Origin of the sequence: Anabaena sp. FACHB-83, from assembly GCF_014697485.1 — a bacterium.
GTDB lineage: Bacteria > Cyanobacteriota > Cyanobacteriia > Cyanobacteriales > Nostocaceae > Nostoc_B.
Genome location: NZ_JACJRY010000015.1, coordinates 82,704 through 104,614 on the forward strand (window position 1 = coordinate 82,704; position 21,911 = coordinate 104,614).

General features: G+C 42.8%; 16 protein-coding genes. 4 read left to right on the forward strand and 12 right to left on the reverse strand.

The annotated features are described in order from the left end of the window. Positions 1–418 precede the first annotated feature (418 nt). From H6G79_RS18720 to H6G79_RS18735, 4 genes are all read right to left on the reverse strand, one after another. Positions 419–796, reverse strand: coding sequence for a response regulator transcription factor (locus H6G79_RS18720; protein ID WP_190592767.1), 378 nt, complete (start codon positions 794–796; stop codon positions 419–421). Positions 797–1,135: 339 nt separating this feature from the next. Further along, positions 1,136–4,507 (reverse strand): PAS domain S-box protein, encoded by a 3,372-nt coding sequence (locus H6G79_RS18725; protein WP_190592766.1) that lies wholly within the window; start codon positions 4,505–4,507, stop codon positions 1,136–1,138. A 12-nt stretch (positions 4,508–4,519) separates the two neighbouring features. Beyond that, positions 4,520–6,469 (reverse strand): sensor histidine kinase, encoded by a 1,950-nt coding sequence (locus tag H6G79_RS18730; protein WP_190592765.1) that lies wholly within the window; start codon positions 6,467–6,469, stop codon positions 4,520–4,522. Beyond that, positions 6,456–6,668, reverse strand: coding sequence for a hypothetical protein (locus H6G79_RS18735; protein WP_190592764.1), 213 nt, complete (start codon positions 6,666–6,668; stop codon positions 6,456–6,458). The genes H6G79_RS18730 and H6G79_RS18735 overlap by 14 nt, the downstream gene beginning before the upstream one ends. Before the next feature lie 390 nt (positions 6,669–7,058). On the opposite strand from H6G79_RS18735, the gene H6G79_RS18740 reads away from it, so the two are divergent. Further along, positions 7,059–8,264 carry an HhoA/HhoB/HtrA family serine endopeptidase gene (locus H6G79_RS18740; RefSeq protein ID WP_190592763.1) on the forward strand — a complete coding sequence of 402 codons (1,206 nt, stop codon included), beginning with the start codon at positions 7,059–7,061 and terminating at the stop codon, positions 8,262–8,264. 57 nt (positions 8,265–8,321) lie between these two features. On the opposite strand, the gene H6G79_RS18745 is transcribed toward H6G79_RS18740, so the two are convergent. The 4 genes from H6G79_RS18745 to H6G79_RS18760 form a co-directional block, all read right to left on the reverse strand. Beyond that, entirely contained in the window at positions 8,322–8,669 is a 348-nt protein-coding gene (locus H6G79_RS18745; protein ID WP_062287000.1) for a DUF760 domain-containing protein, read from the reverse strand. Positions 8,670–8,875: 206 nt separating this feature from the next. Continuing rightward, a complete protein-coding gene (gene scpB / locus H6G79_RS18750; RefSeq protein WP_190592762.1) occupies positions 8,876–9,430 on the reverse strand; it encodes an SMC-Scp complex subunit ScpB in 555 nt (184 codons plus the stop codon). A gap of 250 nt (positions 9,431–9,680) precedes the next feature. Further along, positions 9,681–10,364: a 2-C-methyl-D-erythritol 4-phosphate cytidylyltransferase gene (gene ispD / locus H6G79_RS18755; protein ID WP_190592761.1), complete on the reverse strand. Its 684-nt coding sequence runs from the start codon at positions 10,362–10,364 to the stop codon at positions 9,681–9,683. Positions 10,365–10,752: 388 nt separating this feature from the next. Beyond that, a complete protein-coding gene (locus tag H6G79_RS18760; protein ID WP_190592726.1) occupies positions 10,753–11,757 on the reverse strand; it encodes a phosphoribulokinase in 1,005 nt (334 codons plus the stop codon). 1,042 nt (positions 11,758–12,799) lie between these two features. On the opposite strand from H6G79_RS18760, the gene petH reads away from it, so the two are divergent. The 3 genes from petH (at position 12,800) to H6G79_RS18775 (ending at position 17,103) form a co-directional block, all read left to right on the forward strand. After that, entirely contained in the window at positions 12,800–14,074 is a 1,275-nt protein-coding gene (gene petH, locus H6G79_RS18765) for a ferredoxin--NADP reductase (protein ID WP_190592731.1), read from the forward strand. Between the two features lie 419 nt (positions 14,075–14,493). Then, entirely contained in the window at positions 14,494–15,783 is a 1,290-nt protein-coding gene (locus H6G79_RS18770; protein ID WP_190592730.1) for a homoserine dehydrogenase, read from the forward strand. A 228-nt stretch (positions 15,784–16,011) separates the two neighbouring features. Continuing rightward, complete coding sequence (locus H6G79_RS18775) at positions 16,012–17,103, forward strand: S-layer homology domain-containing protein (RefSeq protein ID WP_190592725.1); 1,092 nt, start codon at positions 16,012–16,014, stop codon at positions 17,101–17,103. 237 nt (positions 17,104–17,340) lie between these two features. Here the strand turns inward: H6G79_RS18775 and H6G79_RS18780 are convergent, their stop codons facing one another. The 4 genes from H6G79_RS18780 to H6G79_RS18795 all read right to left on the reverse strand — a co-directional run bounded on the left by H6G79_RS18780 (position 17,341) and on the right by H6G79_RS18795 (position 21,902). After that, positions 17,341–17,778 carry a CAAD domain-containing protein gene (locus H6G79_RS18780; RefSeq protein WP_190592724.1) on the reverse strand — a complete coding sequence of 146 codons (438 nt, stop codon included), beginning with the start codon at positions 17,776–17,778 and terminating at the stop codon, positions 17,341–17,343. A gap of 651 nt (positions 17,779–18,429) precedes the next feature. Continuing rightward, the gene (locus H6G79_RS18785) at positions 18,430–18,891 is read right to left on the reverse strand and encodes a pentapeptide repeat-containing protein (RefSeq protein WP_190592723.1); all 462 of its coding nucleotides are present in this window, start codon (positions 18,889–18,891) and stop codon (positions 18,430–18,432) included. Positions 18,892–19,202: 311 nt separating this feature from the next. After that, positions 19,203–20,066: an alpha/beta fold hydrolase gene (locus tag H6G79_RS18790; protein WP_190592722.1), complete on the reverse strand. Its 864-nt coding sequence runs from the start codon at positions 20,064–20,066 to the stop codon at positions 19,203–19,205. 612 nt (positions 20,067–20,678) lie between these two features. After that, on the reverse strand, positions 20,679–21,902 hold the full coding sequence (locus H6G79_RS18795) for an HhoA/HhoB/HtrA family serine endopeptidase (RefSeq protein WP_190592721.1): 1,224 nt from the start codon (positions 21,900–21,902) through the stop codon (positions 20,679–20,681). Positions 21,903–21,911 lie beyond the last annotated feature (9 nt).

Below are 21,911 nucleotides of genomic sequence, written 5' to 3' on the forward strand. Positions count from 1 at the left end.
GTTTCTAGTGAGAACGTTCTTGCTGCAAAAGAGAATTTTCTAGTTCTGAACTCAAATGATGGTTTTTTTGAAGGTGTCTACAGTGTACGCACATCTTTGTGCTGGGTGCAAAATATGGGTTGATCCCCCTAAATCCCCCTTTTTAAGGGGGACTTTGATTCTTGTTCCCCCTTTTTTAAGGGGGCTAGGGGGGATCAAAACGTTATGGGGCTAGGTTATTAGACTTGTCTGTACACCGTAGAAAGTTGTAGGGGAGAGGTTTTCCAGATCCCATGAAAAGTCAGGAGCATCATCAAGTAAATTCACGGGCGATATGTGGAGTATAACGGGTTTGTTTTGAGAGTGGCGATCGCTTAAAACAAACGCTATGAGCGATCGCTTGTGAGAATTGAGAGATATAGCGGTAGTCAGTTTTTATTCAAAATCCCAATACCTGCATTGATTTTTCTAGCACTTCTTTCGGGCGAAAAGGTTTAGTCAGATATAAATCAGCACCTACCTCTATACCTTTTTGTTTATCAAATTCTTGTCCTTTTGCTGTCAACATCACAATGTAGACATCATCCATTTTTAAGTCATGCTTAATTATCTGACAAACTTCTAAGCCACTCATCTTTGGCATCATCACATCAAGAAAAACGAGATTTGGTTTCTCTATTTTGATAGTTTCAAGTGCTTCTTCGCCGTTTCTCGCTGTTAAGATTTCAACACCTTCATCTTCTAAAGCTTCTAAAGCTTGTTCCAGTAAAATTACGATGTTAGGTTCATCATCAACAATCAAAATTTTTTGCGTCATAGAGTAATCCAATTTAATATTTGTAGAGGCTAGAGGCTAGAGGCTAGAGGCTAGGGACTAGGGATTAGAGATAAAAGATTATAAAAACCAGTTTTTAAGTGTAACAACACTAGTACAGGTCGGCGTAAATAAACAGACTATCTGGAATTGCTAAAAGGCTTGAGGTATCGTTATTCTTTCTTTTTCCTTTTGCCCTTCGGGTTCACCATTTGACGACAGTTGCCTCAAGTCGGGAGACCCGCCCACGGCACTGTCTCCTTTATGCCGGGAAACCCGTCCACCGCAATGGCTCACCTTTTTCCTTTTGCCTTGTTGTACTAGCCTCTAGCCCCTCTTAATTCAATGATCAGCCAACATGATAAAAAATACATTTTCTAAATCTTTTTCAAACCGTAGGGTTTTCACTAAGTCGGTTTCTGTGGAAAAGATGGAATCAATGATAATCATGTCAGGTTTAGCGGCTCGTGCTTTGTGCAGACATTCTTGGGGGTCGGAGGCTTCAATCACGCTGTATCCTTGAGTTTGCAGGACATCTGATAAGGTTTTTAAGGTTGAGGCATTTTTATCAACCACCAATACTTTTTTGCTGGAAGTTCCTTGAGAAAGTAGTGAACCAATTTCATTACGGAGTTGTTCTGTATTGATGGGCTTGGTGAGATAGCGGTCAATACCAATGTGGTAGCCACGCTCTTTATTTTCAATAATTGACAAAATGATGATGGGAATATCTGCCGTTTGCGGGTCATTTTTCAAGACGGCTGCGACATCAAAGCCGTTAATTTGTGGCATCATTACATCCAGAAGAATTAAATCGGGACGGGCAATTTTGATTTGATGAATTGCATCCATACCGTCTTTTGCTTCTCGCACTTTGTAGCCTTCGTTTTCTAATTGCTGCCGGAGTAATTCTCGAATATTGGTATCATCATCTACTACTAAAATGGTTTTGCGGTTTTCGTTGAATACGGCATTGCTGGTAATAACGTGTTCTTTGAGTTGTTTGACGAGGGCTTCTAAATTAATTTGTCCATTGTTTTGGTCATCTTTAGTGTAAATCGGAATCAAAAACGAGAAAGTGCTGCCTTTTCCTGGTTCACTTTCTACCCAAATTTTGCCGCCATGATGTTCAACAATTTGTTTGCAAATTGGTAATCCTAATCCTGTACCTTTGGGTTTGTCGGTGAGGGTATCACCAACTTGGCGGAATTTCTCAAAAACTTTTGGTTGGTCTTCCGGGGCAATACCAATACCTGTATCGATTACGCTAATGCAAACACCTTCGTGCTGTTGTTGGACGCGACAGGTAACAGTCCCAGTTTGAGTAAATTTCACAGCATTGGAAATTAAGTTAATCAGGACTTGCAATAAACGGTTGCGATCGCCCACTATTTGCGGTAAACCAGAATCAATCTCGCTGACTAGTTGCAAGTTATGGGTTTCAAACAAGGCGGCGGTGGCTGTAGTCGCCCAATCTAATAATTCACCAGGATCAAGGGGCTGCATGTGCCATTCCACCTTGCCGGCTTCCATTTTGGCAATGTCTAAAACATCGTTAATCAAGGATGTCAGCCGTTCTGCTTCCGAGACAATAATGTTGAGGTTGTCACCTACCCGCTTAATGGTTTTTTGCAGTTTGCGGTCTTCGCTAGTCAGCATCGGAAAGACATCGGTTTCGAGTTTTTCTTTGATAATCGAGGCAAACCCCAACACTGAAGTTAAAGGTGTCCGCAGTTCGTGGGAAACTGTGGAAATAAAATCGGTCTTCATTTTGTCCACTTCTTTTTCGGCGGTGATATCCCGAATTAGCAATGCAGAACCAAAACAAGTTGCAGGCTCGTTAGCTGTGGTTTGTTTAAAGATGGCGGTGGCGACGGCTTGACCAATGCGTTCTTTCGCCAGTGAAATTTCCGCCGCAAAAACTTCTTGGGGATGGGATTGAGTTTGTTCTATTAAATGTGCTAAACCTGCGATCGCTAGTTCTTGATAGTTGCCTTGGAGCATGTTGGCTGTCAATCCTTGCATGGCTAAAAAGGCAGGATTGAAATGGGTAATTTGCCCTGATATATCTACCACCAACAAACCATCTGCTAAGTTATCTAAAATCGCATTTAACCCTTGGGCTTCCGCTAGGGTATCTTGTAAGGCGGCTGTGCGTTCCGCAACTCTGGCTTCTAGTTCTTGATTAAGTTGGCGCAGCGCAATTTCGGCTTGTTTGCGGGCGGTAATATCTGTATTAATTTCTAATACTGCACAAGGTTCACCAGCTGCATCTCGTTGCAAAGTCCATCGACTCTGGACAGTAATAATTTTGTCATCGTGGGTAATATGTTGGACTTCTCCTTCCCAATGGCCTTGCTGTAATAACTCGGCGGTGATTTCGGCTTTGGGTTTGGGAAAAACTTTTTTGAGGAAGGTATAAATATATTGGTCTTTGACTTCTTCTCGCGTCCAATGGTAAAGCCTTTCGGCACCTTGATTCCAGTAGGCGACTTTATCACTCATATCCCGGATAATAATCGCATCACTGGAGTGATTCAGCATATCAAATAAACGCTGATTTTCTGCTTCTGCGAGTTTGCGATCGTGAATATCTGTGCAAGTGCCAATCCATTCCCGAATGCTACCATCTGCGGCGAAAACAGGAGCGCCACAAACGGAGAAATAGCGGTAAACTCCATCTTTCCCCCGCAAACGATATTCAGTTTGGTAAATACTGCCGTTCGCTACGGCTGCATTCCAAGCGGCTTGGGATTGACTACGGTCATCAGGATGAATCGGATCAATCCAACCCCAACCAGCAACTTCTTCTTCAGTTTGCCCTGTATAAGCAATCCAAGTGATCATTTCACTGCTAATCCCTAAACCTTCGGCTGTTGCGCCCCAAACAATTTGAGAAGTAGCGGCGACTAAAGAGCGATATTTTTCTTTTAATCTTTGATTTTCTGCTTCTGCGAGTTTGCGATCGTGAATATCTGTGCAAGTGCCAATCCACTCTTTGACGCTACCATCATCTTCAATGACAGGCGCACCCCAGACCCAAAAGTAGCGATAGTTGCCATCTTCACCACGAATGCGATATTCAATTTGATATTGGCTGAGGTTGGCAACAGCAATACCCCAAGCTTCTCCAGTGTAGCCGCGATCGTCGGGATGAACGGCATCAATCCAACCGCCGTTTTCGGCTTCTGCTAAAGTTTGCCCTGTGTAAGCTATCCAGTCGGTAAGTTCAAAGCAAATTCCCTCTGGTGAACTCACCCAGACAATTTGCGTATTAGCTTTAATCAAAGAACGGTATCGTGCTTCACTCTGTTTTAAGATTTTTGCAGATTCCTGATATGCTTTTTGAGTTTGTCTGAGGTCAGTAATATCTTCCACACTCGACCAAATCAACTTCTCTCCATCTTGTTCAACTATGGCCGCAGAGATTCTCACCGGCACTAAATGTCCATCTTTGTGGATGTATTCTTTCTCATAAGACCCGTGGCGACCAGTTTTTGCTAAGTTTTCGATAATGGCTTGCTCAGTGGCAATATAACTCTCAGGAGTGATCTGCCAATTGTTGAGGTGGAGAGTTTCTGAAACAGTGCGCCCCAAAATCTCAGCGTAGGCGGAGTTGGTATGAATTAAAGTCCCATCTGTGCGGTAGAGTACCAGACCAACGGGACATTTTTCCAAGAGATGACGGTTAAATTCGTCAAGTTGGCTAGACATATTGAGAGTTTCCTAATTGTGGGTAGGGGCGGGACAAGCAAACCAGGACAATAAGGTGGAGTAAAGCTTTAAGGCAATGGGATGACGTTGGAAAATTTGATAAATTTCACTGGCGGAAGTTGTACTGACATCTGGACTTTGCCGTGACAGTCGCCGGATGATTTGACTGTGGCGAATCAGCATTTCATGGGATTTGAGCATATTGTTTGGAGAGGAAATGAAACCTTCTGCTGGGGATATCTTGGTTTTTTGGACAACACTGTTCACGGCAAAATCTGTGATGTCTTGATACTTCTCAGCATGGGCTACCAAAGAATTAATTGGAATTTGAATCCAGAATTCTGTGCCTTGTCCAGGTTGAGAATGACACTGGAGAATTCCTTGGTGTCTCTCAACAATGACTTGGTAGCTGATGGCCATACCTAAGCCAGTGCCTTTACCAATTTCTTTGGTGGTGAAGAAGGGATCATAAATTCGTTGGATGATTTCTTCTTTCATCCCTGGGCCATTGTCAGCAATGCGAATCACAATCCACTGATGGTCTAGGGTTTGGGTGTGAATGGTGATTTGAGGTTGAGTTAATTGACTGTGGAAAATTGATTCTTCTAAAGCATCAATGGCATTTGCCAGGATGTTCATAAACACTTGATTTAACTGTCCGGGATAGCACTCTGTTGGGGGAAGTTGGGCATAGTTTTTGATCACTTGAATTTCTGGGCGATGGGAAGTCGCTTTCAGGCGATGGCGAAGAATCATCAGCGTCCCTTCTATACCGTCGTGGATGTTGACGGTTTTGATTTGGGCTTCGTCATGGCGGGAGAAGTTTTTCAGGGATTTGACAATTTCTACAATGCGATCGCTCCCTAGTTTCATAGAATCTAGTAGTTTGGGCAAATCCTCACTGATAAACTCCACATCGATATTTTCAACCTCTGATGCCAACTCAGCCGACACCACAGGAAAATTCTTCTGATACTCTTGTAATAAGTGCAGTAAGTCTTCTGCATACTCAGAAACACAGCGCAAGTTGCCACAAATAAAGTTAACCGGATTGTTGATTTCGTGGGCAACGCCGGCTATTAGTTGTCCCAAACTGGACATTTTCTCACTTTGAATTAACTGGGTTTGCGCCAGTTGTAAATCTTGTAAAGCCTGCTGGAGTTTTTCTGTTTGGGCTTTGGCTTGGGCGGTTGCTTGGGTGCTTTGTTCATACAGCACGGCTTTTTCAATGGCGACTGCGGTTTGAGAAGCAAAAATACTCACCAATTTCAGATGTCCAGCTGTATATGCGTCGATTTGATTTGTCCCCAGAGCGATCGCACCTAGTATCCGTTCTTTGGCACGCAGGGGAACACAAATCAGCCCATGAATGTTTTTCTCATCTCCTAAGCGTGGATCAGCTTGCACATCATTAATCAGTTCTGCACGCCCAGATTGGATAATGTGACCAATAATGCCTGTGGTCGAGGGAATTAGACTCTGCTCAAATAAATTCCCAAATTGGGCAATTACTTCTAAAGTTGCGGCATCTTCACTCAGCAGTAAAATCGTCCCCGCAGATGATTCAATTAATTGACTTATTTCCTGAAGCACGAGTTGGGCAATTTGTTTGGTATCTAAACTCGTTGTTAGTTGTGTCGATATATCTTGAAATAAATCAATTTCCTGATATCGCTCTAGTAATTCTTTCGCTAGTTCTTTTTTTTCGGCTTCTTGTTTGGCTAACAGCGACAGTAAGGCTGCAACTGTATGTATTTGTTCTGTCCCAACTACCCAACCAATGTTTTTTCCAGCAATCTCAATCGGATACCGGTTGTTTGTCGTTTGCGTACCAATACTGAGCAATGGTGTACCATCTAACAGTTCAATCTGAATAGCACTGTTGAGTTGATTGGCTAAGTTCTGAAGCAGGGATAATAATTCTTTTTTGTTCAGAATTTTTCTTAGGCTAATGATAGACATATCTCACCTCCTCTAAAGAACTTGGATATTTACCCGTGAGCCAACCAAGCAAGTGAGGAATTTTAGCCAATCCTGCTGCTAAGTTTTTGCTTTGTAGCAGTTGGATATTTCGTTCAAGGTGTACATTTTTGGGAAAAATCAAGCCTTGAATGTACAAGTTCTTGAGAATTGTCAGGCGATCGCGTGTAAATACTTCCATAAACTGTGGGAAAACAATGGGGAATTAGTCAGCACAGCGAATACCCGATCAACTAAAGTACGACCCCCAGCATCAATCTTCCTAGCAATGATCTAGTCAGTAATTTGCACCGTTGCATCAACTTGACCATTGATATACTTAGGAACTTTCATCACCGTCTAGGGATCTCATCTTGCTCAATTAAGACTAGTCTTCCCAGAAATGTTAGTTGTATAACTATTAGGTAGATATTGATGATTTTTCCCAGCAGTCAAGCTCTTTGTTAATCACCGATTTCTGAATTTTAATATTTATTAAGCAACTTGATGTTAAATTTATCTGTCCACTTACGAATTGCTTGACTACACTTAGAAATTAGCAACTGCATTGCTGTCCTTAAGCGTAATTATTATGAATTTATCTTTGAAGCAACTGGCTATTTACTTATCTTTACTATTGGTTGGTGGTGGTGCAGGTCTATTTGGTAGTCGCTATCTCCTGACGCAAAATCGCTCATTTCGAGAGTTAAGAAATGTAACAGCAGCTTTACCTCCAGAATCTGCCACTCCCTCTGCCCCTAGTGGTAGTTTGGGAGCGACTGGTGGAGATAATGTGAATTTTATTGCTACAGCAGTGCAGAAAGTCGGCCCGGCTGTAGTCCGCATTAATGCAACTCGAAAAGTCGCAAATCCCATCTCTGACGCTTTAAAAAACCCCCTCTTGCGCCGCTTTTTTGGTGATGAAGAACAAGCCATTCCCCAGGAACGGATTGAACGCGGCACAGGTTCAGGATTTATTTTGAGTCAAAAAGGTGAATTACTGACAAATGCCCATGTAGTTGCTGATACAGATACAGTCCAAGTCACCCTCAAGGATGGTCGGACTTTTGAGGGCAAAGTTATAGGTATTGATACGATTACAGATGTAGCGGTTGTGAAAATTCCTGGTGATAAATTGCCGACGGTGAAGCTGGGCAATTCGCAAAATTTGATTCCTGGACAATGGGCGATCGCTATTGGCAATCCTCTGGGTTTAGATAACACTGTTACCATCGGCATTATCAGCGCCACTGACCGCACCAGCGCCCAAGTTGGTGTACCAGATAAACGTGTAAGTTTCATCCAAACTGATGCAGCTATTAACCCTGGCAATTCTGGCGGGCCATTGTTAAACGCCCAAGGTGAAGTTATCGGCGTAAATACCGCCATTCGTGCTGATGCCCAAGGATTAGGTTTTGCCATTCCAATTGAAACCGCCGCCCGTGTGGCTAAAGAATTATTTACTAAAGGGCGGGTAGATCATCCTTTTTTGGGAATTGAAATGGCAGACTTAAACCCCACTAAAAAGCAGCAAATTAATCTCGAAAACAAACTCAACATCAAACAAGATTCTGGCGTGGTGATTAAGGGCGTATTAGATAACTCGCCAGCAAAACGGGCTGGTCTGCTTCCTGGTGACATAATTCAAAAAGTGAACGCAAAACCAGTTAAAACAGCCGCCCAAGTGCAGAAGCTAGTAGAATCCAGCACAGTCGGCGATATCCTCGTACTTGAAATCAACCGCAGTGGCAAAATACAGACTTTAAAAGTGCAGTCAGGTGTCTATCCGAAAAAATAGTCAATCGTCCAAGATTTTAGATTTTGGACTTTTCACCAATCTAAAATCTAAAATTGACTATTGCCCCTCAGACAAGTAATCTAACTGCATTCTTTGTTCCATCTGCCGTAAGAAATACCCCGTCATCATTGCTGATGCTAATAGCCCAGCCAGATTTTCTCTGTCTGTCGTAATTTGCACGTTGAAGTTTTCTGCGGGTAGCATTCCCACTAGCCCTTGGACGTTTTGGGAAATTATTTGCTTAATTTCAGGGCTGACAGACTGGGCGACACGCGCTAACACATCAGGCGACTGATGCTGCAAATACTGGAGTAACTGATTGGGATTTTCCTCAAAGTTCTCGCCTAGAAGTTGATTCGGGTGTTCCTCGGAGTTGTCATTCAAAAAGTCAGGGTCAAACACCATTGGCAGTCTTTTTTAGCTTAGTTGCTAATTCTACTCTAAACCATAGTACAAGGGTAGCGTCTTTTCCACAGGTATGGGTTTTATATCCAGGACTTAGCGCCAAGGTTGTATGTGAAGAATGGGTGTAAGGGTATAGGGGTATAAGGGTTTTTAAAACCTACACCCTTACACCCCTATACCCCTTAAGTCCTACTAACCTGTCACCTCTAACCTGTTACCTCTTCTACCTCATCTTCAATAGCTAGGTCTAATTCTAGTTGCTGTTCTTTAGTGTCAAATGGTTGGGGGAGTTGTTCGATTTGGAAGTACTGATGAAATTTTGGTGTTACTTGTAGCGAGTAAGAACGGGATTCGTTATCTCGGCGTTTCTTGACAAAACCAAGTTCGACTAATTCTTGAACATGCTGATACGCACCTGAACCCCGGAGGTTAATCAAGTCGCTTTGCAAAATTGGACTATTGAGAGCGATCGCCGCTAAACTCCTCAATGCGCCTACTCCCAATTCTACCGGAATCAGTGTTTGTACTAAATCTTGAAAATCAGTTCTTAGTTGCAGGCTGTAACCATCTGTGGTTTCAACAACTTCTAAGGCGCTATCTCTTCGGGCGTAACTATCTATCAGTTCGATTATGCCTTCTTGGGCAGTGGCGCGATCGCAAGCTGCATATTCGGCTATTTCACTGAGAGATAAAGGCTTACCCTTCAAATAGAGAATTGCTTCAATTTTAGTCGCTGTCTTGGTCGCGGTGGCTGTTTTCATTGGGTGTGAGTCAATGGTCAATAGTGAGCCAGCGCGGTCTTGGGGGTTCCCCCTATGAGCGACTGGCGAACCCCGAAGGGGTCAATAGTCAATAGTTATTAGTCATTGGTCACTGACAACTGATGACTAGTAACTGACGATTCACAAGTGTGTGGGATTATACTTTATTTTGTTGCAAAAGTCAAAAATCTCCTTAACAATTCTTCACATTCTCCTAATCTCCCTTGTCCCCCTTGTCCCCCTGTCTCCCTCACCCTCCCCGATGACTGATAATAAATTCAGCGATCGCTAAATCCTGGGGAGTAGTAACTTTTAAATTCGTCTCCTCACCTGGAACAATTCGCACTTCAATACCACATCTTTCAAATAACGCTGCATCGTCAGTCACTTCCCAACCTTGACGAATACCTTCAGCGTGGCACTGTTTCAATAACTGGACATTAAATCCTTGGGGAGTTTGGGCAGCCCACAAATGTTGTCGGTCAGGCGTACTTTGAATTATGCCAGTTTCATCAACAATTTTAATCGTGTCTTTCACTGGTATAGCTGCAATTAACCCAGCACAATGGCGAATTGCTGCTGCACAAGCATTCAGCAAATTTGGTGTAGCCAAACATCTAGCACCATCATGAATTAATACTTGTTCTGCTTCTGGTGGTAACGCTTGCAAGCCGTTGTAAACCGACTCTTGCCGAGTACTACCACCAATGATAAATTCCACAGGTTTAGTCAGCGACAAATCAGCAATGATATTTTTAAAGTCAGGCCAGTCACTAGGCTGAGAAATAATTCCTATCCAACTAATAGAACTTGCTGCTTCCGCCGCTAACAAAGTCCAAGCAATAATCGGTTTTGACTGTACCTCAAGAAAAAGTTTATTGCGGTTACTACCCATTCTTTTACCGACACCGGCAGCAGGAATTAATAAATACACAAGCGTCCTCGATGAGAAAACTAAAGGTTAGAGGTTACAGGTTACTTAGAGACGTTTTGAATCTATAGCGGTTCTCGGTTGGATGAGGTACATTTCAACCCCACCCCCAACCCCTCCCCGCAAGCGGGGAGGGGAGCGTTTGCGTCAGCAAATGCGGGGTGGGGTTCCAACTGTATTACAAGCAAGTAAGAACTGCTATAGTACAAATCGGCGAAAATAAAGCACCCATTAAAAATTTCTGAAAAGCGCACTATCAGGGTTTTTTCATTTCAGACTTCAGACTTCAGACTTCAGCCTTTTTGCTTCCTAGTCCCATCACTACAAAAATAAAAAGGGGATGCCCCCGGAAGCACCCCCAAAAAATTTGACACAAACACTGCTGTTTTGTTTAGACTTGAACTGCTAGTTTTGCTTCCTTTGATGTTAAACGTTCGTAGGTGGCACGCATTTTTAGACCTGTCAGCACTTGGAACAAACCAGTTCCATTGTTAGAACCAGGATACTCACGGTGTTGGAGTAACAAGTGAGTCATTTCACCTTCGTACTTGGTGGATGTGTTGCTGAGATGGTTTTCGATGTAGATGATTTCTTCTAGGTTGTCAAATTGACCATCTACTTCGAGTACTGAGACATAGCGGCCATAGTAAACATCGGAACCATAGTACAGTTGCATACCTGGATAGGAACAGGTAAGCTTGCGTCCACAAGGAGTCCAGTTAATGGTGGAACCTTCATCAAATAAGTAAACAGGAGTGAATCCTTCTTTACCTTCGCGTTGCAACATCCGTACCCGCAAAACTTTGCGTTCGGTGTCGTTTTTGATGAGGTTTGTGGGCAGTACTTGGAGAACTACGTCAGCGAATTCTCTTTGGGGTTCGATATATTTTGTAAAGTCAGGTTTACGAGAGTTGATAGCAGCTAAAACATCCTCGTAGCGATGGCCTCTTTCTGCCATATCGCGTTGAATCTTCCAAGCAATTTTAACTTCATCGCTGATATCAAAATAAACGCTGAAATCAAGGAGCGATCGCACCCGTTCATCATATAAAGGATGTAGACCTTCAACCACAATAATGTGATTTGGTTCTACTATTTCTGGGGGATCAATCAGGCCGGTTTCGTGGTTATAAATCGGCTTATTAATGGTTTGACCTTCTTTGAGAGCTTTAATTTGCTCATACATCAAGTCAAAATTGTTTGCCCTGGGGTCAAGTGCAGTTATCCCAGTTTCTTTGCGCTGTTTGCGATCTAAGCAATGATAGTCATCCAAACAGATAACTGTCATAAACTCTTCGCCAAACAAGTCTATTAAACGACGCAAAAAAGTAGATTTGCCGCACCCGGAGTCTCCGGCTACTCCAATTAGTACCACGCGTTCCGGCTTACTTGTCATAAATCTCCTCTAAATACTAAATGTGTCAATCAATAATTTTTCACACAGCAGATTTTTGAAGCCAGGAGTCTACCCCATTGGTTTTTCCTGTGTTCTTGCTACTCAGCCACATAACTATTATCAGACGGGTGTACAACCAAATTAGCGGCTGTTACTCGTCTGAGATTGCCTTATTTTGCAGCTAGTAAGTATTTAATCCTAGTGGTATACTTAATTTTAACAGAATGGGTAATCCTATACAAGATTTGATATCAGGATGAATCTTGTGGTGCTACTGTCAGATTAATCATTTAAACATAAGTTTTCTCGACACAGCACAAATTTTGTTCTTCACCCATCTTCTTTGTGAGATAGCTATCTTCCCAGTAGGAGCGGGTATAATTTTGTGATGAAAGCCAAGTTCGGAGATTTACAGTTGCGTAAGTGGTGTTAACTCTCATTTGCAACATTCATCTTGAAAATCTACCGCAAGAAGGAGTAGATATTGAGCAGTTAGCCTGATGTGCTGAATCGTAATCTTGAGTAAATATTTAAAGTATAAATATAAACCTGAACTCCCACTGATTGAAGTTAATCTAAGTTGGATATTCAGTGAAGTTCATGGTCATAGTTTATGTTATCTTTATTTTTCAGCAGGACTGTTAAAAAAAACATAAAGAAATCAGCAACAAAAGCCAAGTAGTACAGAGTAGAATTCGCCTCTATCAAGCATTAGTTGTAGCTGCTCAAAAGTGTTTGCTTCGGGTTTGTTGAGGTCGTCAGCAGTGATTTTATCAAAAATAATTCACGAAAAAAAGATTAAATTGACTCATGGTTAACATTCTGTCAGGGACTTATCCTCTATTTTAGAGGATGAACAGGTGTGTTTATTCCAATACCTGCTTGTCTGGAGCGAGTGTACTTAGCAAGGTATCATTTTTTGATGCCTCTTTCCCAACGCGCTAGTTTTGGTATCCCAAAATCCGATAAACTAAAATCTGGCTAAGTGATGGGAATAGTTGTTTTTGAAAAACGGTTAAGTAATATCGGAGTGATAGACAGAATGTTCAATCAAGGTACTGTTGAGGGTGCTGCCAACACAGAATCAGGTAGCCGCGTCTTCGTGTACGAAGTGGTGGGTCTGCGTCAGAACGAAGCAACTGATCAAACGAACTACCCAATTCGTAAAAGTGGCAGTGTGTTCATCAGAGTGCCTTACAACCGCATGAACCAAGAAATGCGACGTATCACTCGCCTCGGCGGCAAAATTGTTAGCATTCTACCCGCAAGCATTTTAGAGCAAGCAAATGGCAAAGCCGCGTTTGCCAGTGCTGTACCTACAGTGAGTGCTAACAGTGGGGAAAATGGTCAAGCCACACCTGCGAAAGCCAATAGTAAGGACACAAAAGGCAACACCATGACTCAAGCACAAGCCAAAAAAGCCCATGCTGACGTTCCCGTAAATACCTACCGTCCCAATGCTCCATTTATCGGTAAGTGTATCTCTAATGAGCCGTTGGTTGGAGAAGGTGGAATTGGTATTGTTCAACATATTAAATTTGACCTGTCTGGTGGTAACTTGAAGTACATCGAAGGTCAAAGTATTGGGATTATTCCCCCTGGTGTGGACAAAAACGGTAAGCCAGAAAAGCTCAGACTGTATTCTATAGCTTCAACTCGTCATGGTGATGATGTTGATGATAAGACAGTTTCATTGTGTGTTCGTCAGTTGGAATACAAGCATCCAGAAACTGGTGAAACAGTATATGGTGTTTGCTCTACATATCTGTGTTTCTTAAAGCCTGGGGAAGAAGTTAAGATTACAGGCCCCGTGGGTAAAGAGATGTTGTTACCCAGCGACCCCGAAGCTAATGTGATTATGATGGCAACTGGTACAGGTATTGCGCCTATGCGTACATATTTGTGGCGGATGTTTAAAGATGCAGAAAAAGCAGCTAACCCAGATTATCAGTTTAAAGGATTCTCTTGGTTGATATTTGGTGTGCCAACAACTCCCAACATTCTCTATAAAGAAGAGTTGGAAGAAATACAGCAGAAGTATCCTGATAACTTCCGCTTGACTTATGCTATCAGCCGCGAACAAAAGAATGCTCAAGGCGGCAGAATGTACATTCAAGACCGCGTAGCAGAACACGCTGATGAATTGTGGCAATTGATTAAAAATGAAAAAACCCACACATACATCTGCGGTTTACGCGGTATGGAAGATGGCATTGATGCAGCTTTAACTGCTGCGGCTGCCAAAGAAGGTGTAACCTGGAGTGATTACCAAAAAGAAATCAAGAAAGCTGGTCGTTGGCACGTAGAAACTTACTAAGTTGGTTATTAGTCATTAGTCATTGGTGAGCCAGTGCGTTGGGCGGGTTCCCCGACTCCCTCACTGGCTCACCCGAAGGGTCATTAGTCAATAGATTAAGACAACTGACAAAATATAACTGAAGCAGGATAATCTGTAGGGTGGGCGATGCTCACCCTACAATTGTTTTGTATATATACTTGCTGAAAGAAGAGTTCTGGTGGTTATAGCAGGAGGCAGGAGGCAGGAGGCAGAAGGCAGGAGGCAGGAGGTAAAAGTTTTACTATATCTAGCATTCATGCTTTTTAAATTTCCTAACCTATACTTCGACTGCTATACATAACCACTCAGCACTCAGCGAGAAGTTGCGTGCGGGGGTTTCCCCCGCCCTTGCAAACTTCGGTGACTCAGCACTCAGCACTAAGATGGATGAAAAGTTTGTGGGTGTAAAGCTAGGAATATTGGGATTAGGTACTGTAGGTACAGGTACGGTGCAACTACTACAAGATGCTGTTGGCCGTCATCCGTTGTTGGGAGAAATCGAAATTTATCGGGTGGGTGTCCGATCGCCTGACAAACCCCGTGCTGTAGAATTACCAGAGTCAGTCATCACAACCGATTTAGCTGCGATTGTCAATGATCCGGCTGTGGATATTGTAGTTGAGGTGATGGGAGGATTGGAACCGGCGCGATCGCTCATTCTCCAAGCAATCAAAAATGGTAAACATATCGTCACAGCTAACAAAGCAGCGATCGCCAGATTTGGGGCAGAAATTTTCAACGCCGCCAATGAAGCCGGGGTGTATGTCATGTTAGAAGCGGCTGTTGGTGGGGGAATTCCCGTGATTCAACCCCTGAAGCAAGCTTTAAGTGTTAACCGGATTCACACTGTTATTGGCATTGTTAACGGTACGACTAACTATATCCTCACCCGGATGCAAACTGAAGGCAGTGACTTTGGGGATGTGTTAGCTGATGCTCAACGCTTGGGTTATGCTGAAGCTGACCCGACAGCCGATGTAGATGGTTTAGATGCAGGCGATAAAATTGCGATTTTGGCATCTTTGGGTTTTGGTGGACGCATTCATTTACCAGATGTTTATTGTGAGGGTATCCGTCAAGTTAGCAAGACAGATATTACATACGCTGAAAAATTGGGCTTTGTGATTAAATTATTAGCGATCGCTAAATACCAAAATAATGACCACTCCCAGTTATCTGTGAGAGTACATCCCACCTTTGTACCTAAATCTCACCCATTGGCTAGTATTAACGGTGTGTATAACGCCATTCTTGTAGAAGGTGAACCCATCGGCCAAGTGATGTTTTTTGGCCCCGGTGCGGGTGCAGGTGCAACAGCCAGTGCTGTCACCTCAGATATTTTAAGTGTGACAGCAGCCCTCAAGAGTAATACAACCGCACCAAATCCCCTGCTCACTTGTAGACATGAAGATTACTGCCAAGTTACCCCCATCTCGGAATTAGTTACCAGATTTTACGCCCGCTTTCTCACCAAAGACCACCCTGGTGTCATTGGTAAACTAGGTACTTGCTTTGGTAATCATGGTGTAAGTTTAGAATCTGTGGTGCAAACTGGCTTTCAGGGAGGATTAGCAGAAATTGTGGTTGTTACCCATGATGTGAAAGAAGGCGACTTCCGCCAAGCTTTAGAAGAAATTCGCAGTCTGGAAGCGATTGATAGCATTCCCAGCATTTTAAGAGTGCTTTAGAAGTATGAAGTATGAAGGATGAAATAAATGCTTTGAGATGATATCTGAAAATTAGCTGTAAACCCGCATAGGTGTTCACTGAGCGAAGTCGAAGCGTGTTCACTGAGCTTGCCGAAATGCGGTCACTGAGCGTAGTCGAAGTGCGGGTTTTGTTTAGATAGCTGCGGCTTCTATCGCCCAAGCTTGTTGATTTTTGAGTGGGAACTTTGCAATTTCAGGGAAAATACGATGACCAACTTACCTCCTTCCGACCCCAAGTCATCTGAAAAAACAGCCCTTGGCTTTGATGAATTTATTGCCATTTTAGTTGCCTTCGGTGCGATCGGGGGGATTCTCTTGTGGTCATTTTCTCGCCGAGATGCTGGCTGGAACTTCAATATAGTGTTGTCGCCGACACCAACTTCCACAATCCAAACGCAACCAACTCCCGCCGTTACTGCTCCAGCTTCCCAGGTGCAGCCAAGCACTAATCCTCAAGTTGAAGCTGCACCTGTATCTCCCAAAGAAGTAGTCCCCGAACCCAGCCCAAATTCCCCTCAAATCCTGCCACCAGTCCAAGTAATTCCACTTAATTCAACACCAAAAACCGTACCTTTTTCTACGTCTAAAAATCCAGAGTCATCAGTTACCTCATCGCCCTTACCCTTAGTTACCCCTGCTGAACAAAAATCAATTATTCCACCACCTATTGCCTTTAATGATGTGCCGAAAAATTTTTGGGCGGCTCGATTTATTAATGCACTTTCGGCGCGTGGAATTATCAAAGGTTTCCCAGATTACACGTTTAGACCAAATCAGCCTGTGAATCGCGCGGAATTTGCAGCCATTCTCCAGAAAGCTTTTGACACAGAACTGAGTAAAAATTCTGTACCCTTTAAAGATGTCTCAGGTAAATATTGGGCAACACCAGCAATTGACCGCGCTGTGGGTACAGGTTTTTTAAAGGGGTTTCCCAACAAAACTTTTAAACCCAACCAAAAAATTACCCGTGTACAAGTTTTAGTGGCGCTGGTAAGTGGGTTAAATCTCAAACAACCAGCCAAACCCGCACAGGTGCTAAGTATTTATCAAGATGCCAAAAAAATTCCTAAATATGCCGTGGCTAAGGTAGCGACTGCCACAGCCAATGGTTTGGTAATTACCGATGCTAACCCTCAATTCTTGTCTCCCAATCAAGCAGCCACTAGAGCAGAAGTAGCAGCAATGGTGCATCAAGCTTTAGTTAAACTGGGAAGACTAGATAAAATCTCTTCTGAGAATATTGTGCGCTTACCTGAACAAACTTCACTCTCTGAAAATAAATTAGCCAACGAACCGTAGCAAAGTGCTGAGTAATAACTCAGTATTCTCAGGAGTTTCAGCCATTAAGTTGAATTTACTAGAAGAGAGGACAGTGTTCTGCACTACCCTCTCTTCTGTGTTTGAAATTAAATTGCAGCGAGAGTCAGTTATAGCAGTCGGGCATAGTAAGACTTTTACCTCCTGCCTTCTGCCTGGTTGGTGAGCGAACTTGTACTGAGCGCAGTCGAAGTAGCCGAACCACTGCCTCCTGCTATATTATGCGCTAGGAGCGTTTTTACCAACAACTTGTGATTTGAGTGTTGTAATTTCGTTAGTTAGCTCTTTTCTGGTTGAAGCCTTGAGTAAATAGCGGTAAATAAACCAAGCAGAGTAACCAATCCCAATCAACTCAAAGGTAGGTGCTACTAAAGGAATATCATTCAAAGAATCTAATATTGCCAAAAGTACCTTAACTGCGACAAGTGCTGTCACAATTGCGCCAACAACAACTAAGGGTTGCTTATATTTGCTGAACAAGCTCCCCAGGTACTCAGGCAGTGATGCTAAAAAGCTAGAAATTTGTTCGCCGTACTTCACCCATTCCTCTTGAGGTTGAGCAGGAGGCTGGAGTTTAGTAATGGTACCTGTTTGGCTGTTGATATCTGGCACTGCTGCTTCTGTGGATTTTGTTTCTGCGAATTCTGGTTCTGGCATCTTAATTTCCATAAATTTGACAGTTGGGTTTTTTTATCTGGACAATGACAACCAAAAGGCTGTGATTGGACAAGGCACAAGTTGATCAGACTTAGATGGGTAACACATTGTATTCCCTATAACCATAAATGCCTCTAACCTCTACTGCATCAACTCCAAGGTAGACAGTCACTAGAAGGACAGAAGCCAAAAATTGTAGGCTGTGTTACTACATCTATCTGTGTTTTGTGTTTTTCAATCAACGGCAACCTTCAGGATGAGATTATCCTATGCCGTATCAGTTGCTGATAATCGTACTCCTGCAAGTACAATTCATGCAAAAATCAGATCACCTCTCATTTATACAAGGTTAATCGCCGATTTTAACTGAATATTAAAGCTATCTTCAGCCAGATTCGTCAATGAATCCATTGGTCATTGATATGAATACTTAATAAAAGTTCTTCTGTATTCACGTATCTGGCTTTGATAAATCAGGGCTGACACACAACAGTTGTCTGATGAGAATGGGTGTAAGGGTGTCGGGGTACAGGGGTGTATGTCTTCAAAACCTTTACACCGTTCGGCTAACGCTCACGGCGAAGCCCCATACCCTTTCACCCCTACACCCAATTTCCACAGTTATGGGAAACGAGTCTACTTAAGTTCAAATTAGTCCCAATCTGGCATTTGTGCGCCTTCTTCACCACCAACACCGATGCCCGTGTTGAAAATATCTGCATCGGTGATATTCATATTGTCCATTGATGCGCCGTAGACGTTGGAGTCATGAATTTGAGCGCGGGTAAAATTCACGCCGTCAAGATTAGCTTTTTTAAAGTTAACGTTGGTGACAAAAGTTGAAGATAGGTTAGCTCCTTTCAAATTTGCGTTGGTGAGGTCTGCACCTTCGAGGTTTGCGCCTGCAAGGTTAGCTTTAGAAAGGTTGGCACCACGTAAATCTGCACCAATTAAATGAGCGCCACTGAGGTCAACTCCAGCTAGATTACACCTCTGACATTCCCCAGTAGATAAAAGCCTTTGTAAATCTTGCGAATTCCCTGCTTTCACAGAGGTGGCAAAAATGAGGGGAGTGGTTGCTAAGGCTATAGCGGCAATTAGCTTGAATTTCATAATCTTTCCCCTTTGTATTGAAGTTGTAACCGTTCTTTTCCTCACGATTCTATTATCTCACTAATTTTCTGGACAATGTTGATTTAACTCACAAAATCAAGGTGATGTTTAATAGTTTGGTCAAAGACATAAAAACAGTGTGGATGCGGGTTTTGGGCTGGCGATCGCTCACAAAACTTACCTAAAATTACCAATCTTTATCTTGTTAAATCTTTTTAAGAAATACAAGCATTTATTTTGATTTGTCATTGGTTGTTAACCGGAATTTTTATATTATTAATTGGCACTCAGTAATTCTACTTTTTAGTATATTAAATTCCCGTAAATTCACGCATGTATCGATTCACTAGATCCGGTTCCTCTTGCTGTACCCAATGCCCACAATGGGGAATATACTGAATTTGCAAGTTGCTGACATAGGTATCAGTTCCATAGGTAAGCTCTTTCCCAAGGGCAGTATCATTTTCACCCCAAATCATCAGTGTAGGAATATTTAAAATTCCCCAATTTTTGTTGGGTAAAAAGTGAGAAAATACATTGCGATAGTAGTTGAGCATTGCTGTTAAAGCACCGGGTTTAGCAGCCGCATTTTTATAAGCTGCTAGGTCAGAGGCAGTAAAAGCATTTTTATTAACTGCTGTGCCTTGAATAATCTGAGCAATTGGCTGATAGTCAAAAGTTTGCAGGAGAAATTCTGGCATGATTGGTAGTTGAAATAAGAACATATACCAGCTACGTAGTAACTGTTGGGGAGTTGATAATCCCTGAGAAAATTTGGCAGGGTGTGGTAAGTTAAGTATGATTAGTTTCTCTAACATTTCTGGGTGAGCATGAGCAAAACACCAAGCGATCGCACCACCCCAATCATGCCCAACTAAAACGCATTTTTCGTGACCTAAACCTTTAATTACACCCGCAACATCTTTGATAAATTCACCCATAATATAAGCTGATTGTGCTTTGGGTTTTTCACTATCGTTGTAGCCACGTAAATCTAAAGCCACAACTTGAAAATTTTCCGCAAATTCTGGTATTTGATGCCGCCAAGAATACCAAAATTCAGGAAACCCATGTAACATCAACATCAAAGGGCCTGTTCCTTGGGTGACATAGTGCAGTTTTACACCATTGGTAGTGATATATTTATGTTCCCAAGCATTTTTAAGGTCAGACATTTGTTGTATTTATTAAATAAGTAATCTTGCTATTGTGGAATTATGTATCAGATTACTATCCCTAACATCTGTTAAAGGGCAGTTTTTGAGGTGGTAGTAATGTCAGAAAATGCTAATAAAAGTCTGAAGTGTGAAATTTATTAGGACTCATATTTGATTTGGGAAAAAATCAGTACACCCAGACCCGCATTTCTCACAAGCTTCAGGCGTTTGATGGGGCAGAGGGGCAGAGGTGCGGAGGGGCTCTTGAGAGAGTACCTTCATTCTCCCCTGCGCCCCTGCTCCCCTGCGCCCCTGCACAGGCTTTGAAAGGTGTGGTGAGAAATCCGGGCCAGATCAGGCTTCTTTCCTACTACCGACTCCCCATTCCCGACTCCCCATTCCCTACTCCCGACTCCCCATTCCCTACTCCCGACTCCCCATTCCCTATTCCCGACTCCCCATTCCCTACTCCCTACTCCCTGCGTACACAACTAGATTCAGGGAGCAAACCGTATTCCTATAGTTCATAAGTCATTACCCGGACATACTATATCAAAGCTGCCATAACTCAAAAAAATACGGGGATAAGCCTAAGCCTATCCCCATTTTTCAGATATCAAAAATTAGCACTTACGAAGTAGCATTTTGTAACTCAGCAGTGCGTACTGATAACTGTTGTGTTTGACTACCTCTTTGGATTTTTACCTGTAAAGCTTGACCAAGGGTGCTATTTTCCACAAAGTTTTGCAACTGTTCAGCATTGGTAATAGCTTGGCCATCTATTTGCAGGATGACATCACCACGGCGAATACCAGCTTTAGCGGCTGGGGAATTGGGGACAACTCGCATCACTAAAACCCCGGTTACTTCTGGAATTTCAAATGTAGAGTTTGGGTCACTGTTATTTTGTTTCGCTAATTCTGGGGTTAATGTGACCATCTGCACGCCTAGATAGGGGTGAGCTACTTTACCATTTTTTTCCAGTTGTGTAGCGATCGCTTTAGCTTTATCAATGGGAATTGCAAAACCAATACCCATCGCATCAGCACGAATCGCGGTGTTAATTCCAATTACTTCACCGCGTTCATTCAACAAAGGGCCACCAGAGTTACCAGGGTTAATGGCTGCGTCAGTTTGAATAAAATCTAGGCGTTTATCCGAAATTCCCACTTGGGCGCTAGAACGCTTGAGGGTGCTGACAATACCCAAAGTAACTGTATTATCAAAACCTAAAGGATTACCAACTGCGATCGCCCAGTCTCCTACTTGTACAGCATTAGAAGAACCTAAAGTTGCAACGGGTAAATCTTTACCAGCGTTAATTTTAACCACCGCTAAATCTGTTACTTCGTCAATACCTTGAACTTTACCGTCAAAGGTACGACCATCCTTGAGGCGGACTGTAACTCTATCGGCTTTGTCTACAACGTGGGCATTAGTTAAAATCAAACCACTTTTATCAATAATGAATCCAGAACCTAGACCACGCAGTTGTTCTGGTGGTAATTGTTGAGAATAACCATCACCAAAAAACTGCCGGAAAAATGGGTCTTCAAAAAATGGGTCAACACGGCGGCGCGTAATTGTGCGTTCCGTGTCAATTCTCACCACTGCTTGACCAACTCGATTCACAGCCGCCGTCACAAAACTACTATTACCGATAGCAGCAGTCGCCGGTGATTGTTTTTGGGCAATCAGTTCTGGTGCATCATCAACCTTCACTGGACTGGGTGCGGGTTCCGCTTGCGAAGGTAACACCTGCAAAGTGCTAACAGTGAGCAAGACTCCCAAAAATATGGCGAAAATATGGGTACTAAGTCTACGTATAGAACGGGTTATTTTGGACAATCGCATAATCACAAC